We start from the raw sequence: 14,543 nt of genomic DNA on the forward strand, positions 1-14,543 counted from the left end.
CGCTACCGCCCGCGAAGAGCGCGGCCGCAGGACGGCGCGCCTTCAGGACAGGGACGCGTACGCCGCCTCGGTCAGCCGGAAGGCGCGCAGGTCGCCGGTCGCCTGGTCGCCCATCAGGTTCGGCAGGTAGGCGAGCGCGAGCCCGGCGTCCGGGTCGCCGAGGCCGATGGACCCGCCCGCGCCGGTGTGCCCGAACGCCGTCGCCCGCGCCGCCTTCGGGACGTAGTACGTCTGGGCCGGGCGCATGAAGCCGAGCCCGAACGCGCTGTCGATGAGCAGCGTCCGGTCCGGGCCGCTGACACGTGGGCGCATCGCCTCGCGCAGTGTGTCCGGGCGCAGGATCCGGCCCGCCGCGAGGTCGCGGTAGAACGCGGCGAACGCGGGCGCGGTGGCGAGCATCCCGGCGGACGGCCAGCCCGCGCGCAGCACGACGGGGTTGTTGAAGCCGCCCTTGCCGGGGCTCGGGTTGCCGAGCGACCGGTTCATCGCGCTGTCCGGGTCGGTGTACGCGGCGGCGAGCCGGGTCAGCAGCCCGCGGTCGGAGGTCCGCGGCGTGTCGGCGGCGCCGCGCCGTCCGGCCGACATCTTCGCGGCGCGCTCGATCACCCCGTCCGGGGCGCCGATCCACAGGTCGAGGCCGCCGGCGAACTCGTCCTTGACGAACGCGCCGACCGTCCGCCCGCCGTGCCGCCGGACGATCTCGCCGGCCAGCCAGCCGTAGGTCAGCGCGTGGTAGCCGTGCGCCGAGCCAGGCTTCCACTCCGGCTCCTGCGCGGCCAGAAGCGAGGCGAGCGCGGCGGGGTCCGCGGCCTCCTCGGCGGACACCGGACGCGCGAACGCGGGCAGCCCCACCTGGTGCGACAGCAGGTGCGCGGCGGTCGCGCCGTCCTTGCCCGCGGCGCCGAACTCCGGCCACCAGTCCGTGACCGGGCCGTCCATGTCGTAGGCGCCGCGCTCGGCGAGCAGCATCGCGGCGGTGGCCGTGACCGCCTTGGTGCAGGAGAAGCCGAAGCAGGGGGTGTCCGGCAGCCACGCGCGGCCGGTGCGGCGGTCGGCGGTGCCGCCCCACAGGTCGACGACCTTGCGGTCGCCCGCGTACACGGCGACGGCGGCGCCGAGCTCGCGCCCCTCGGCGAAGTTCCGCTCGAACACCTCCCGCACGCCGGCGAACGCCGGATCGCAGTGCCCCTGCACCACAGTGCTCATGCCGCTGTCCTCTCCCACGGGGGCTCCATAGAATCACGTTCTAGGATTCCCCGCCGAGCCCGCACCCGAGCCGGGACCCGGCAGGGGTCAGCGGCCGAGGTGGTGCACGGGCTGGGTCAGGGGCTCCGCGGCCGGACGCGCCGTGCCGGTGCGGCCGAACTCCAGCGTGAGCAGCGCGGCGGCCAGCTGGACGATGTCGAACCACGAGCGGAACGCGACGTTGCGCGGCTTGTAGGACGGCCGGAACTTCTTGTTGAACAGGTACAGCGACTCGACGGCGATCCACGGGTCCAGCAGGTGCAGGGCCTGGTATCCGGCCTTCTCCAGCAGGCCGCGCTCGTCGTGGTCGAGCAGCTCCCGGAACGCCGCGAAGTTCAGCGAGACGACGCCGTGGCCGCGCTCGGCCGCGTACTCGATCATCTCGACGATGAGGCGCTCGTTGACGCCGTTCGGGCCGCCGGGGCTGCGGCGCATCGCGTCCAGGCTGATGCCCTGACCGGCGGCGACGTAGCGCTGGAAGGCGATGGGCTCCTTGTCCTCGCCGTAGGCGATCGCGACGACGGCGCCCGGGTGGTAGCCGGTGAGCAACTCGTCGAGGTTCATGGAGAACCCGCGCTCGGCCGCGCCGCCGAGGGACCGGGACGCGACGTCCAGCAGCCGCTCGCGCAGCGCGGGCGCCAGCTCCCGCTCCGGAAGGATCTGGGACGTGACGCCGGCGTTCCCGGTGCGCTTCACCGCCTGCCGGACGTTGCGCATCCGCCGCCCCGCCAGCGTGAACTCCGCGGGCCGGACGACGACCTCGTCGCCGAAACCGATCGTGCGGCACGGCCCCCAGGCGGGCAGCAGGTCGTCGCTCGCGCCGAGGACGGCCGGGCGCCAGCCCGTCGTCCGGCACATCGCGAGGAACGCGCGGACGGCGTCGCCGTGCGCGGCGGGGTCGCCGACCGGATCGCCGCCCGCCACCGCGACGCCGAACAGGACGCGGTAGCCGATCGCGGCCCGGCCGTCCGCGCTGAACACGTACGCCTTGTCGCGGCGCAGCGCGAACGGGGCCAGCGTGTCCGACCCGGGGTGCGCGACCAGGCCCGCGACGCGGCGGCGCTCGCCCTCGTCGCCGGGCGGCGGCGCGGGGTCGGCCGCGAGCAGCGTGGTGACCAGGACGAGCAGCCCGGCGGCGCCCGCGAGGCCGAGCACGCCGGGCAGCCAGGACGCGCCGTCCAGCGGCGCGCCGGTGGCGCCGAGCCCGGCGGCGACGGCGCCGACCGACCGGACCGACACGCCGCCGAACAGCAGCGAGCCGGCGATCGCGGCGGCCACCAGGAACGCGCCCGTCTTCACCGCGGTGCGGACGCGCTCCTGGTGCGGGCGCACCGGGAACCGGTCGCGCTCCAGCCACAGCGCGCCGAGGACGGCGCCGAGCAGCGGCAGCCGCCACAGCGGGTCCTCGCCGGTGACGACGGCGAGCAGGCCGAGGGCGACCAGCACCGCGAGGCCGTACCAGGCGGCGCGGCGCCGCAGCAGGACGCCGCGGGCGACGAGGGCGAGCGCGAGCGCGATCACGATGGCGTGCGCGGGGGCGAGGGGGCTGCCGGTGACGATCCGGGACAGCCGGCCGAGCCACCCCGGCGTGCCGTGCAGCGCCGGCACCGCGATGAGCACGGCGACGAGCGCCGCGGCCGCCGCGAGCGGCCAGACGGGCCGGCCCGACGCGGGCACGGCCGATTTCCCTGGTTCCACGAAGGACACCTCCGCTGAGCCCCCAACCAAGATCCTTTGGAACTCATTCCCCTGGCCGGACGTTCTTCATCCCTCATGCGCAGACTACGGCCCGCGATGCCGCCCCGGAACGGCCGGTCTTCCCCGGGGTGGGAGGCGGTCCGCCAGGCGCACGCGTCTATAGGCTCGCGGTGATGAAGAGGTTGCTGCTCGTCCATCACACGCCGTCACCGTCCGTCCAGGCGATGTACGAGGCGGTGCGCGCCGGGGCGTCCACCGACGAGGTCGAGGGCGTGGAGGTCGTGTCCCGCCCGGCGCTGACGGCGTCCGCCGTGGACGTCCTGGAGGCGGACGGCTACCTGCTCGGCACGCCGGTCAACCTCGGCTACCTCTCCGGGGCGCTCAAGCACTTCTTCGACCAGGTCTACTACCCGTGCCTGGAGGAGACCGTCCGCCGCCCCTTCGGGGCCTACCTGCACGGCAACAACGACGCGACCGGCGCCCTGCGGGCGCTCGACTCCATCACCACCGGGCTGCGCTGGAAGGCCGTCCAGCCGCCGGTCGTGGTGACGGGCGAGCCGGGCAAGGCCGACCTGGAGGCGTGCTGGGAGCTCGGCGCGATCACGGCGGCGGAACTCGGCGGCGTCTGAGCGGTCCCCGCGCCGGCGGCCGGCCGGGGTACGGACCGTGACGGAGAGTAAAACCGAGCAAGCGCTTGTGCCCGAATGGTTTTCGGGTTAGTTTCAGCAGAGACGCCCGCTGGGAACGGATCGCGCCCCGTTCCCGGCGGGCGGCATACGCGGTCAGCCCCGGTGCCGCAGATTCATGATCTCGTCGCGCAACTGCTGCGGCGTCGCCGCCTCCAGCAGCCGCGGCCCGTCACGCAGCGGAACCATCGCCCACCACGACCCGGTCGCCTCGCCGAACCAGACGCGCACTCCCGGAAACTGCTCCTGGAGGCCGCGCGCGGTGGCGGCGCGCATGGCCGCGGGCGTGGGCTCGTCGCGACCCGCGGCGCCCCGTTGAGCCGTCATGCCGCCCTCCCCCCGTAGATGTCTCCAGTAACAGCGTCCCCACGGACCAATGCGTCACCCCTACTCGGCAATTTGTGACTAAGCACACTATGGGGGTTGGCGCCCTCTCACAGTGGGATACCGCGCCGGATGTGCTCCAACGGATGTATTCGGGGGAGAACCGAGCGGCATCGCCGGTCGCGCGACCGGGGCGGAACCGTACGATGACGGGCGAAGACGGCACGATGGGACGCCCGTCCGATGGCAGCCGTCAGCGGCCGCCGGCGCCCGTCCGCCAACCCTGGACGCGCGTGGACGCGGCGTACCCCGGCGCGAGCCGTCTAGTGCAGGTTGATGCCGTCGAACATCACCTTGAGGTAGTGCTCCGCCAGGCCCTGGGCGTTCAGGCGGCCGCCCGGCCGGAACCAGCGGACCGCGACCCACACGGTGTCGCGGATCATCCGGTAGGTGAGCTTCGGGTCGAGGTCGTGCCGGAACAGCCCCTCCGCCTGGCCGGCCTGGAGCGTGTCCACCCACATCTTCTCGACCTCGTCCTCGGACTTGATCAGGTAGGCGAACCGGTCCATGCCCTTGAGGTAGTTCCAGTCGTTCTGCATCACCGTGATGGCGGCGCGGTGCGGCTCCAGCGTGCCGAACGCGACGCGGACGAGCCCGGCGATGGTGTCGCGCGGGTTGCGGCCCTCCGCGATCACCGACTGGTAGGAGGCCATGATCTCGTCGAAGAAGCCGGACAGGATCTCGTCCACGATCGACTCCTTGGAGTCGAAGTGGTGGTAGAGGCTGCCGGACAGGATGCCCGCCTCGTCGGCGATGTTGCGGACGGTGGTGGCCTGGAAGCCCTTCTCCGCGAAGAGTTCGGCGGCGAGTCTGACGAGGTGCTCGCGCCGTTCCGACGCCAAGGCGGGCGAGCCCCTGCCACGGCGGCGGGAACCGCCCTCGCCCGTGGCACGGGTTCGGGATCGTCCGGACTTAGCGCTCGTGGTCGTCACCCTCTCATTATGCCGTGCCCGCCCAACCGCTTGCTCGATTGCGCCGCCGCCCCAGGTTACGGCCTATACCAAGCGCTTGCTACGTCTGCCGGGCGCGGGATCCGCGGCGCGCCGCATAGGCTCGGGCCCATGGCCGATGTGATCGTGTTCGACCTGTACGGAGTGATCGCCCGCACCCAGACCCCCGAGGCGGTCCGGCGGATCGAGGGGATCGCCGGAGTGCCCGGCGCCGCGTTCTGGGACGCCTACTGGGGCTGCCGTCCGGCCTACGACGCCGGGCAGGAGAGCGCGGCGTACTGGGCCGAGGTCGCGGCGCGGCTCGGCGTGTCGTTCCCCGACGTCCCCGCGCTCATCGAGGCCGACCTCGACAGCTGGACGGACGTCGACGACGCGATGGTGGCGCTCGTCGGCGAACTGGCCGACGCGGGCCGCACGCTCGGCCTGCTCTCCAACATCATCGGCGACCTGGTGCCGCGCTTCGAGGCGCGGCACGGCGCGCTGCTCGACCGCTTCGACGCGCTCGTCTACTCCTGCCGTATCGGCGTCGCCAAGCCCGATCCGCGCGCCTACGAGATCTGCGCCGAGCGCCTCGGCGTCAAGCCCGGCGACGTCCTGTTCTTCGACGACACCGAGCGCAACGTCCGCGCCGCCCGCGAGGCCGGCATGCGCGCCGAGGTCTTCAGCGGCCCCGACCAGGTCAGGGCTCTGGCCGGCTGACGCGCCGCGCCGGGCCCGCGACCTCGCCTGCAGCCTGGGGACGTCCGGGCAGGGCGCCCGCGACCGCGGCCGTCGCCACCAGGAGGCCCGCCATCACCGCGAACGCGTCGGCGTAGTCGGAGGTCACGGCGACCAGCACGGCGAGGCCCAGCGCGGCGCCCGCCTGCTTCGTCGTGTTCATCAGGCCGGACGCGGCGCCGGCGTCCTCGCGCGGGACGCCCGCCGTGACGGCGTTGGTGATCGGGGTGTTGAGCAGCCCGCCGCCCACCGAGATGAGGACCGCCGGGCCGAGGACGTCCGTCAGGTAGGTGCCGCCGAGGGAGAGCAGGCTCTGCCACAGGAACCCGGCGGCGGCGATCAGCGACCCGGCCGCGATCAGCGCGCGGTCGGACACCCGCCCCATCAGGCGGGGCGTGACGCGCAGCGCGACGGCCATGGTCAGCAGCGTGTGCGGGAGGAAGCCGAGCCCCGTCTCCAGGGCGCTCAGGTGCAGGACGTCCTGCATCGACAGCGCCAGGAAGTACCACATCGGATTCAGGCACGCCCCGGCGAGCAGCATCGCCGCGTTCCCGGCCGCGACCGCGCGGAGCCGCAGCAGCCCGAGCGGCAGCAGCGGCGTCCGGGCCCGCGACTGCCGGATCGCGAACGCCGCCAGCGCGGCGGCCCCGGCGGCCAGCGCGACGGGGCTCCAACCGCGTGTGACGCCGCAGGTGAGGGACGCGGCGCCCGCGGTGGCCAGCACGGCGCCCGGCACGTCCAGCCGCCGCCGCTCGCCCTTCGCGTTCCCGATCAGCCGCGCGGCGAGCAGCGCGAGGACGCCGATCGGGACGTTGACGAGCAGGATCCAGCGCCACGACAGCGCGTCGGTGAGGACTCCGCCGACGAGGTTGCCGGCCGTCCCGCCCGCGAGGCCGACGGCCGTCCAGGCGGCGAGCGCGCGGGGCCGGACGCCCTCGTCGAACGCCGTGGTGAGGACGGTCAGCGTCGCGGGGGCCAGGAGGGCGGCGCCGACGCCCTGGAAGGCGCGCGCCGCGACGAGCGGGCCCGGCCCGGCGGCGAGCCCGCCGGCCAGGCTCGCCAGCGTGAACAGGGCCAGCCCCGCGACGAACACGCGGCGCAGCCCGTGGACGTCGGCGAGCCGGCCGCCGAGGAGCAGCAGCCCGGCGAAGGGGAGGGCGTAGGCGTTGACGACCCACTGGAGGTCGGCGGGCGCGAAGCGCAGGTCCGCCTGGATGGACGGCAGCGCGACGTTCACCACCGACACGTCCAGCACGACCATGAACTGGGCGGCGCACGCCAGGGCGAGCACGGCTCGCTGCCGCGGCGTCATGAGGCTCCTCTGGTACGGACGTATCATTATGATACATCGGTATCATAAGGGCATGCCGAGGACCGCCGACCACGACGCCCGCCGCACGCAGATCATCGAGGGGCTCGTCCGCGTCGCCGGGCGCGACGGCCTGCACGCCGTCACCATGCGCTCGGTCGCGGCCGAGGCCGGGGTCTCGCTGCGGCTCGTCCAGTACTACTTCGAGACCAAGGCGCGGCTCATGAACGCGGCGCTGGAGCGGCTCGAACGGCAGAGCCACGAACGCTGGGCGGCCCGCCTTGCCGGCCTGGACGACCCGTCACCGCGCGAGACCGTCGAGGCGCTGCTCGCCGAGGCGCTGCCGACCGACCAGGAGAGCCGCCTGTTCCACCAGGTCTGGACGTCCTACGCCGTGCTCGCGCAGACCGAGCCGTCGCTCGCGGAGCAGCCCTTCGTGGACGGCCCCGACCGCCTGGAGGAACGCCTCGCGCGGATCCTCGCCGGCACATGCGAGGACCCGGCCATGGAGGCGGCGCGGGTGCTCGCGCTCGCCCACGGCCTCGGCACCAGCGTCCTGGCGGGGCGGCGGAGCCCCGAGTCCGCGATGCGCGTCCTCCGCCACCACCTGGACGAGATCTTCTAGGACGGCGCGCGGCCAGCGCCCGCGGGCGCGGCTAGGGCTTGCGGGCGACGCCGCCGAAGGAGTCGATCGGCCGGGGCGCGCCGGCCTGCGGGAAGTCGGGCCGCCACAGCGGCGTCGACACGACGCCCGGCTCCAGCAGCTCCAGGCCCTCGAACAGCGCCTCGATGTACTCCGGCGTCCGCGCGTGGTACGGCACGGTGCCCGCCTCCGCGCACAGCCGGAGCGCCTCGCCCCGGGCCGTGGCCTCGGCGGGCGTCCACTCGTCCAGGCCGAGGACGTTCGTCCCGTCGTTGATCGCCACGAGGCTGCCGGACGGCAGCGCGTCCACCAGCCGCCGGACGATCCCCGGCGGGTCGTCCTCGTCGGCGATGTTGCCGACGATGCCGAGCAGCAGCAGCCCGACCGGCTCGCGGAAGTCGAGGACGTCACCGGCCGCCCGGACGATCTCCTCGGGCTCGCGGATGTCGGCCTCGATGTAGGAGCACGCGCCGGCCGGGACGCTCTTCAGCAGCGCCCGCGCGTGCGCCACGACCAGCGGGTCGTTGTCGACGTACACCACGCGCGCCTCCGGGACGTCGCGCTGCGCCACTTCGTGGGTGTTGTCGACGGCGGGCAGCCCCGTGCCGATATCGAGGAACTGCCGAACGCCGAGGCCGGTCATGAAATGCACCATGCGGACCAGCAGCGCCCGCGACTGCCGCGCCACGTCCGCGATCTCCGGATACACCGCCGCGATCCGGTCGCCGATCTCGCGGTCCACCGGGTAGGTGTCCTTGCCGCCGAGCCAGTGGTTCCACAACCGCGCCTGATGCGGCCGCGTCTTGTCGATGACAGGGCTCGGGCGGCCGGCGCCGTCGTCCATTGTGAGGCCTTCCCGCTGACGTCCGCGAACTTCCGCACATCACCTTAGACCCATTGTCGGTATGGCTGTCATTGGAAAACGAGCGCCGCTCATATCTGTCGCCTGTATAAGCACGACGCGGAGAATGGGATTTCCGAAAGAAACGAGCGGGACCGTCCGAAGAGGGGACCGTCCGAAGAGGGGACGGTCCCGAGGCGGCGGCCAGTGCGGGGCGGTCAGTGCGGGGGCGGGAGTTCGGTGGCGGCCTCGGCGGCCTTGGTGAGGCGGTCGCGGAGCGTGCGCAGGAGCTCGTCGCCCTGCTCGGTGAGGCGCTCGATCGCGGGGAGGGCCAGGTCGTCGCGGACGGTCGCGGCCAGCAGCTCGTCGTACTCGTGGGCCTTCTCGGCGATCGTCTCCAGGTGCCGCTGGGCGCGCAGCACCTCGTCCGCCGCCCTGGCGCGCTCGGCGTAGCGTTCGAGCGCCTCCACCCGGCGGGTCACCGCCTTGACGGAGATGTCCAGCTTCTCGCGCAGCGGGCGGAGCGCCGCCTCCACCTCGGGCAGCGTGGTCTCCCCGGCCATCTCGGCGTGGTCGGCGCGCAGCCTCGACTGCTTGGCGAGGACCTGGGCGATCTCCCACTCCTGCCGGGGCAGGGTGACCGCGTTGTCCACGGCGTCCAGCAGGCCCTCGCGGTTCACCGCGGAGTCGCGGACGGCGTCGATCGCCCCCTGGACGCGGCCCAGCAGCGCGCGGCCGTCGCCGTCGAGGTCCTCGGGGGTGAGGTAGCGGTCGCGGCGCCGCTCCAGCTCGCGGGCGCGGCGCAGGTCCAGCGACACCGACGGGGTGCCGAGCGCGACCAGCACCGCGAGCATGCCGAGGCCGATCAGCCACAGCGAGCCGAGCAGCGGCGAGCCGAGCAGGCCGAGGGCGAGCACGGTCAGCGGCGCCAGCCACAGCAGCGGGCGGCGGCGGCCGACGATCGTGTCGAGCTCGGCGCGCAGCGTCGGGTCGGCCACCGGGCGCGGCTCGGCGGGGGAGCCGTCCTCGGGGGCGCGCGGCGGCGCCACGCGGCGCCAGACCGTGGAGACGTGCGTCTCGAACGCGAAGTCGGTCCGCGCGATCTCGATCTCGGTCGGCCCGGCGGGCAGCGGCCACGAGCCGACGGGGTCGCCCCCGCCGGGCCCGGTGAACCGGACCCACCAGCCGCCCTTGCCGTCGTCGCATCTGTAGCGGCCGGGGGCGACGTCGATGCCGACGAAGTACGTCCCGATACCCGGTATGGAATCACTCCACGAGCCACTGGTCACCGGCGACCTCCCGTACCTGAACGACGTCCGGGGGACGGTAAGAGTTGCATTACCCACATCCGACCAGGGAAAGCCGGATCGGGTTTGGAATACTCCACGGGTGCGACCTGACTACGACCCCCTCGATGATCCGCCCTGGGCGATGCAGTTGGTGGTACGGGCCGAGAAGGCCGATCCGCCGGGGCATGGCGCGGTCTGCGAGGCGGCGGCGACCGCCGTCGTCCGGCTGCTCACCGACCCGCGCGCGGTCGGGGGCGAATGGCGGGACGCCGTGCGCGAGTGGGAGTCCCGGCGGATACGGAAGGTGACGCGGCGGGCGCGGGGCGTGCGCTGGCCGGAGGCGGCGGCGCTGCCCGGCGTCACCGTCGAGCACGCGGGCGCCCAGGTGCGGGCGTTCCCGCCGGGCCCGGTGTCGGACGTCCCGCCGCAGCTGGCGAAGCTGCAGGTCGCGGGCCTCGACCTCGCGGACGGCGAGCCGGCTCCGGCGCCGGAGCCGCCGTACGCGGCGATCGCCCTCAACCCGGACGTGACGATCACGACGGGCAAGGCCGCCGCGCAGTGCGGGCACGCCGCCCAGCTGCTGCTCCGCCAGGGCCGCCGCAGGGACGTGGCGGCGTGGGTGGAGGCGGGGGCGGCCGTCCGGCTGGTCCGGGACGTCCCGTGGCGCGACGGCGTGAAGAGGGCGACGATCGCGGTGCGCGACGGCGGGTTCACCGAGGTCCCGCCGGGGACGATGACCGCGATCGCGTGGATCGTCCGCGAGTAGCACCCCTGGGGCGCGGCGTGCCGGGCGCGCCGGCACGCCGCGCCGCCGGTCAGGGCAGGGTGACGGCGACGGGGGCGATGCCCGCCGCGCGGATCAGGGACGGCAGGCGCCCGGCGAACGGGTGGTGGTCGACCGGCAGGCCCCGCGGGTTGTCGATCACGTAGTGCACCGTCCCGCCGGCGCGGGTCTCGGCCCACTTCGCGCCGAGCGACCGCAGCACCGACGCGGTCTTCGCGGCGTCGGCCGCCTTCACCGACACGCGGATCGGCGACTCGTAGGACGGCAGCTCGGCGGCCTCCCGCACCGCCTTCGCCGTGCCCTGCGGCGCCGCTGCCGCCGCCGGGTCGGGGCCGAGGATCGCGTTGTAGAGCAGCTTGGCCGTGCCGTCGCTGAACGCGCGGAAGTTCGGCTCGGCCGCGAACAGCACGGAGCGTCCCGCGCCGACGGGCTGGTCCACGACCGCCGCGGTGCCGCCCAGCTCGGCCGCGCCGCGCTCGAACCCGGAGACGAACCAGTCGGGCGAGTCCGCCGGCGGGTACGCCACGGCGACGCCGCTGGAGGCGTTCATCACCAGGTCGTAGGACGTGAAGTTCCACGCCGCCGGGCCGACGCCCTTCGCCAGCGGGCTCGACCGGTCCACCTTCACCCGGAACAGGGTGCCGGGGATGTCGGACGTCGGCTCGGCCAGCGTCGCGGTCGTCAGGCCGAGCCGCGCGGCGAGTTGCGTCCCGCCCTGCCAGCCGATGTAGCGGCCGCCGTCGCGCGTCCACCGCTGGAGCGCGGCCCGGCCCGCGTCGCCGAGCGCGGTGTAGGCGGACGACGCCGGGCCGTCCGGCGTGACCAGGACCTCGATGCCGTCGAGCCCGCCCGCCGCCACATCCGCCGGGGTGAGCGGGGTGAACGGCAGCTTCCAGTCGCGGTCGAGGCGGTGCCGCAGCCAGCCGGCCGACTGGCGCGCGGACGACGACGTCGCCGACAGTTGCAGGACGCCGAGCTTCGGCGCCTTCCCCTCATGGCCCGGACGCGGCGCGGGCAGCGGCGGCACCGGCACGGCGCGCGGCCGCAGGACGGCCCCGGACGACCCGCCGGCCACGTTGCCCAGCAGCGGCAGGCTCCACGCCGTCACGTCGTAGAAGTACGGGAACGGCGTGTAGGAGTCCTCGTTGAGCATGGCCTGGATCCAGTGCTTCCGGCCCTGCGCCATCGAGATCCAGTACGTGCCCGCGGGCAGCATCGTCCTGGCCTCGGCGCGCCCGTAGGCCTTGAAGTCCGGGACGGCCAGCGGCCGGACGAGCTTCTTCACCCGCACGCCCATGCGCTGTAGCCGCCGCACGACCAGCCGGACCTCGGCCCGCTTGGCCGGGTCGTCGTCCCGCAGGAAGTAGCTCCGCACCTTCCGGTCGGGCACCGGCCGGTCGATCGTGTTCGGCGGGTTGTAGATCTGGTTGGGCTCCAGCTTCCCGACCCCGCCCTGCGCGTAGGCGTCCACCGTCATCTGGCGCCACTCGGTCAGGACGCGGTGCCGGTTGCGGGCGGCGGCCGACAACGTCACCCACTGGGTGAGGTACTGCTCCTTCACCCGCTCCGGGTAGGGGCTGCCGTCGCCCTTCTCGAACGTCATCCCGGCGGCGTGGAACGCGCTGGTCGGGACCGAGTCCCCGTAGCCCTGGTAGAAGAGGTCGTAGACGTCGCGGTTGAAGAAGTCGATGCCCTGCCGTGTGAACTCGGCGGCCATCGCCCCGCCGTACAGGTCGTTGATCCAGCCGACGGCCTGCTCGGGCGTCTCGTGGTAGACCGGGTCGGCGTTCGGGGGGAAGAAGTACGACGTCCCGCCCATCTCGTGCGCGTCGATGTAGAGGGCCGGCGGGTACTGGTTCAGCATCGCCAGCTTGCCGTCGGTCTCCGGCTGGGTGCGCGCGAACCAGTCGCGGTTCATATCGAACCCGTAGGCGTTCTGGCGCGTGTTCAGCTCGCGCCCGTCCGGGTTCTGCGTGGGCAGGACGACGACGAGCGCGTTGTCGAGGATCGACGCGGCGGCGCAGTCGGTGCGGTCGCCGAGGTCGCGGAGCACCTTCAGCGCCGCGTCGGTGCCGCTCGGCTCGTCGCCGTGGACGTTGCCGCTGACCCACAGGATCGGGACGCCGCGCCTGGTGATCCGCTCGGCGAGCGCCTCCGGGGTGCGCGGGTCGCGCAGCAGCGCGGCCTCCCGCCGCACCTTGGCCAGCCCCGCCTTGGACAGCAGCGCGGGACGTCCCGCGATCGCGTACTTGAGCGGGCGGCCCTGCGCGGACGTGGCGAGCGTCCCGGACACGACGCGCTCGCTCTTGGCGGCGACCGCCTCCAGGTAGGCGTCGGACTCGGCGGCGCTGACCGGCCGCTCGCCGAGGTCGAAGCCGAGGACCTGCTCCGGAGCGGGGACCCCGCCCCGGTAGACCGGTGCGGTCTGGGTCGGGTCACAGGCCGCCGCGGGGGCGGCGGGCCGTGCCGACGCGGGTGCCGCGAGCGCCGCGGGCACTGCGAGGGACGCCGCCACGACCACGGGCAACGCCAGTTCTCGGGCTCTCATGAGCCACAACGTGACACCGGGTGCGGGCCGCACCAACGGCAAGATCTGCCAAGATCAGTCGCTCTGCCCGGCGGGCGGCGACTGCGGTGACGGTGGCTGCGGCTGCGGTGACGGCGCCGCCGGCGCGGGCGGCGGGACGGGGCGCTGGCGCGGGCCGGTCAGGGCGACGGCCCGGTCGATGGCCTGGAGGGCGAACTCCTGCGTACGGGTGAGCCCGCGCGGCCCGGCGGGGGAGGAGGAGCCGGGCTCGGCCGTCGCGCGCATCCCGGCGAGCTGGGCCTTCGCGCTCAGCCCGTAGGACAGGAACAGCAGTACGACGAACGCCGCCAGGTAGAGCAGGTGCTGGATCAGGCCGCCCCACCGGCCGGTGAACACGTCCAGGACGGCGAACATCGCGAACCCGGCCATCCAGCCCGCCAGCGGCGGCACGAACAGCGTGTCGCGGCGCAGCGCCACGCCCGCCGCCGCGCAGAGCAGCAGCAGCCCCTCGGCCGCCTTGACCGCGACGAGGACGCCGCTCGCGGGGCCGGAGCCGAAGTAGCCCTCGGCCTCGTCCACCCGGTCGCCCCACAGCAGCACGCCGCTGGCCAGGACCGCCACCCCGTAGGCGAGGAGGAACACGCCGACCGCGTAGTGGAAGCGGTGCCACGTCCGCGCGCCCCGTCCGAGGCCGCCCGCCGGAGCGGCGGCCGGGCCGGCTCCTGGCTGGGCACCCGCGCCCACCGTCATAGTCGCCCCCATGTTCCCGGTTCATGTACTACGCGCAAGATATCCCGGATAGGGTCCCCGGGACCTCCGAACGCGGGCCGCTGCCGCCGCCCGTCCCGGTGCCGCACCGCGCTGACCAGGCGATGTGCTTGCACCCGGGCCGGTGAAGCGGGAAGGTGAGTACCGTACACGTCGGGCCGCGCGGAGTCCGTGAGGAAGCAAGGATGACGCCTGACGATACGGGAACGGCCGCGCCGTCGAAGACGCGGATCGAATATCTGGAAGAGCTCGGGGGCGAGCTGGTCAGACGCGGCCTCCGGGTGCGCCTGACGCTGCCCCGGGGGCAGTCGCCGAGCCTGCACGTCCTGAACCCGGACGCGGCAGCGCTGACCGAGAACATCATGGCCGAGCAGAGCGCCGACGGCTGGTGGTACTGGTGGTCGTGGTCGGAGCGCATCGCCGCCGCCGACGACGTCGCCACCGCCGCCGACCGCGTCGCCGCCGTCCTGGCCGCCCACTGATCTTCAGCACGCACCGGTTCGCCGCCGCGCCCTGACGCGCGGCCCCGCGGCCTGCTCTTCTTCCCGCGCCCTGCCCGTGTTCGCCGTACGTGCCGTGCGCTGTTCCGGGCTGCCGGGCGCTTCCGCGTGCCCTCGAACCCTGCTCGGCGGGGCTCGGGGTGAATGTTGAGCCGCGAAACATTTCGTGCGCGCCGCCCCGCCCGCCCGTCTCCGGCCGGTG

The 14,543-nt window shown here is 74.1% G+C and carries 14 protein-coding genes; 5 read left to right on the forward strand and 9 right to left on the reverse strand.

Annotated features, from left to right (window positions below):
- Positions 1 to 42 precede the first annotated feature (42 nt).
- Positions 43 to 1,206: a serine hydrolase domain-containing protein gene (locus tag HUT06_RS13005; RefSeq protein WP_176195956.1), complete on the reverse strand. Its 1,164-nt coding sequence runs from the start codon at positions 1,204 to 1,206 to the stop codon at positions 43 to 45.
- Between the two features lie 87 nt (positions 1,207 to 1,293).
- The gene (locus HUT06_RS13010) at positions 1,294 to 2,943 is read right to left on the reverse strand and encodes a bifunctional lysylphosphatidylglycerol flippase/synthetase MprF (protein WP_176195957.1); all 1,650 of its coding nucleotides are present in this window, start codon (positions 2,941 to 2,943) and stop codon (positions 1,294 to 1,296) included.
- A 173-nt stretch (positions 2,944 to 3,116) separates the two neighbouring features.
- On the opposite strand from HUT06_RS13010, the gene HUT06_RS13015 reads away from it, so the two are divergent.
- Entirely contained in the window at positions 3,117 to 3,572 is a 456-nt protein-coding gene (locus HUT06_RS13015; RefSeq protein WP_176195958.1) for a flavodoxin family protein, read from the forward strand.
- A gap of 153 nt (positions 3,573 to 3,725) precedes the next feature.
- On the opposite strand, the gene HUT06_RS13020 is transcribed toward HUT06_RS13015, so the two are convergent.
- Together HUT06_RS13020 and HUT06_RS13025 are read right to left on the reverse strand one after the other, a co-directional pair.
- On the reverse strand, positions 3,726 to 3,956 hold the full coding sequence (locus tag HUT06_RS13020; RefSeq protein ID WP_176195959.1) for a hypothetical protein: 231 nt from the start codon (positions 3,954 to 3,956) through the stop codon (positions 3,726 to 3,728).
- Positions 3,957 to 4,276: 320 nt separating this feature from the next.
- On the reverse strand, positions 4,277 to 4,945 hold the full coding sequence (locus HUT06_RS13025) for a TetR/AcrR family transcriptional regulator (protein ID WP_176195960.1): 669 nt from the start codon (positions 4,943 to 4,945) through the stop codon (positions 4,277 to 4,279).
- A gap of 129 nt (positions 4,946 to 5,074) precedes the next feature.
- Between HUT06_RS13025 and HUT06_RS13030 the strand changes: the two genes are divergently transcribed.
- Positions 5,075 to 5,662, forward strand: coding sequence for an HAD family phosphatase (locus tag HUT06_RS13030; RefSeq protein ID WP_176195961.1), 588 nt, complete (start codon positions 5,075 to 5,077; stop codon positions 5,660 to 5,662).
- Here the strand turns inward: HUT06_RS13030 and HUT06_RS13035 are convergent.
- Positions 5,643 to 6,992, reverse strand: coding sequence for an MFS transporter (locus HUT06_RS13035; protein WP_176195962.1), 1,350 nt, complete (start codon positions 6,990 to 6,992; stop codon positions 5,643 to 5,645). The genes HUT06_RS13030 and HUT06_RS13035 overlap by 20 nt on opposite strands.
- A 52-nt stretch (positions 6,993 to 7,044) precedes the next feature.
- Between HUT06_RS13035 and HUT06_RS13040 the strand changes: the two genes are divergently transcribed.
- Positions 7,045 to 7,614 carry a TetR/AcrR family transcriptional regulator gene (locus HUT06_RS13040; protein WP_138638267.1) on the forward strand — a complete coding sequence of 190 codons (570 nt, stop codon included), beginning with the start codon at positions 7,045 to 7,047 and terminating at the stop codon, positions 7,612 to 7,614.
- Positions 7,615 to 7,645: 31 nt separating this feature from the next.
- Here the strand turns inward: HUT06_RS13040 and HUT06_RS13045 are convergent, their stop codons facing one another.
- Positions 7,646 to 8,476: an SAM-dependent methyltransferase gene (locus tag HUT06_RS13045; protein ID WP_176195963.1), complete on the reverse strand. Its 831-nt coding sequence runs from the start codon at positions 8,474 to 8,476 to the stop codon at positions 7,646 to 7,648.
- 215 nt (positions 8,477 to 8,691) lie between these two features.
- Complete coding sequence (locus tag HUT06_RS13050) at positions 8,692 to 9,762, reverse strand: hypothetical protein (protein WP_176195964.1); 1,071 nt, start codon at positions 9,760 to 9,762, stop codon at positions 8,692 to 8,694.
- 100 nt (positions 9,763 to 9,862) lie between these two features.
- Between HUT06_RS13050 and HUT06_RS13055 the strand changes: the two genes are divergently transcribed.
- Entirely contained in the window at positions 9,863 to 10,528 is a 666-nt protein-coding gene (locus HUT06_RS13055; protein ID WP_176195965.1) for a hypothetical protein, read from the forward strand.
- 49 nt (positions 10,529 to 10,577) lie between these two features.
- On the opposite strand, the gene HUT06_RS13060 is transcribed toward HUT06_RS13055, so the two are convergent.
- On the reverse strand, positions 10,578 to 13,094 hold the full coding sequence (locus tag HUT06_RS13060) for a M14 family zinc carboxypeptidase (RefSeq protein WP_176195966.1): 2,517 nt from the start codon (positions 13,092 to 13,094) through the stop codon (positions 10,578 to 10,580).
- Positions 13,095 to 13,148: 54 nt separating this feature from the next.
- Positions 13,149 to 13,823 (reverse strand): hypothetical protein, encoded by a 675-nt coding sequence (locus tag HUT06_RS13065; protein WP_176195967.1) that lies wholly within the window; start codon positions 13,821 to 13,823, stop codon positions 13,149 to 13,151.
- A gap of 203 nt (positions 13,824 to 14,026) precedes the next feature.
- On the opposite strand from HUT06_RS13065, the gene HUT06_RS13070 reads away from it, so the two are divergent.
- Positions 14,027 to 14,323, forward strand: coding sequence for a hypothetical protein (locus tag HUT06_RS13070; RefSeq protein WP_176195968.1), 297 nt, complete (start codon positions 14,027 to 14,029; stop codon positions 14,321 to 14,323).
- Positions 14,324 to 14,543 lie beyond the last annotated feature (220 nt).

Source organism: Actinomadura sp. NAK00032 (assembly GCF_013364275.1).
In the GTDB taxonomy this organism is placed as follows: Bacteria; Actinomycetota; Actinomycetes; order Streptosporangiales; family Streptosporangiaceae; genus Spirillospora.

Excerpts from the sequence above, each read along its gene's own strand:
- HUT06_RS13040 (WP_138638267.1), top strand. The coding sequence starts at position 7,045 with ATGCCGAGGACCGCCGACCACGACGCCCGCCGCACGCAGATCATCGAG.
- HUT06_RS13065 (WP_176195967.1), bottom strand. The coding sequence starts at position 13,823 with ATGACGGTGGGCGCGGGTGCCCAGCCAGGAGCCGGCCCGGCCGCCGCT.
- HUT06_RS13060 (WP_176195966.1), bottom strand. The coding sequence starts at position 13,094 with ATGAGAGCCCGAGAACTGGCGTTGCCCGTGGTCGTGGCGGCGTCCCTC.
- HUT06_RS13015 (WP_176195958.1), top strand. The coding sequence starts at position 3,117 with ATGAAGAGGTTGCTGCTCGTCCATCACACGCCGTCACCGTCCGTCCAG.
- HUT06_RS13030 (WP_176195961.1), top strand. The coding sequence starts at position 5,075 with ATGGCCGATGTGATCGTGTTCGACCTGTACGGAGTGATCGCCCGCACC.
- HUT06_RS13070 (WP_176195968.1), top strand. The coding sequence starts at position 14,027 with ATGACGCCTGACGATACGGGAACGGCCGCGCCGTCGAAGACGCGGATC.
- HUT06_RS13035 (WP_176195962.1), bottom strand. The coding sequence starts at position 6,992 with ATGACGCCGCGGCAGCGAGCCGTGCTCGCCCTGGCGTGCGCCGCCCAG.
- HUT06_RS13020 (WP_176195959.1), bottom strand. The coding sequence starts at position 3,956 with ATGACGGCTCAACGGGGCGCCGCGGGTCGCGACGAGCCCACGCCCGCG.
- HUT06_RS13005 (WP_176195956.1), bottom strand. The coding sequence starts at position 1,206 with ATGAGCACTGTGGTGCAGGGGCACTGCGATCCGGCGTTCGCCGGCGTG.
- HUT06_RS13045 (WP_176195963.1), bottom strand. The coding sequence starts at position 8,476 with ATGGACGACGGCGCCGGCCGCCCGAGCCCTGTCATCGACAAGACGCGG.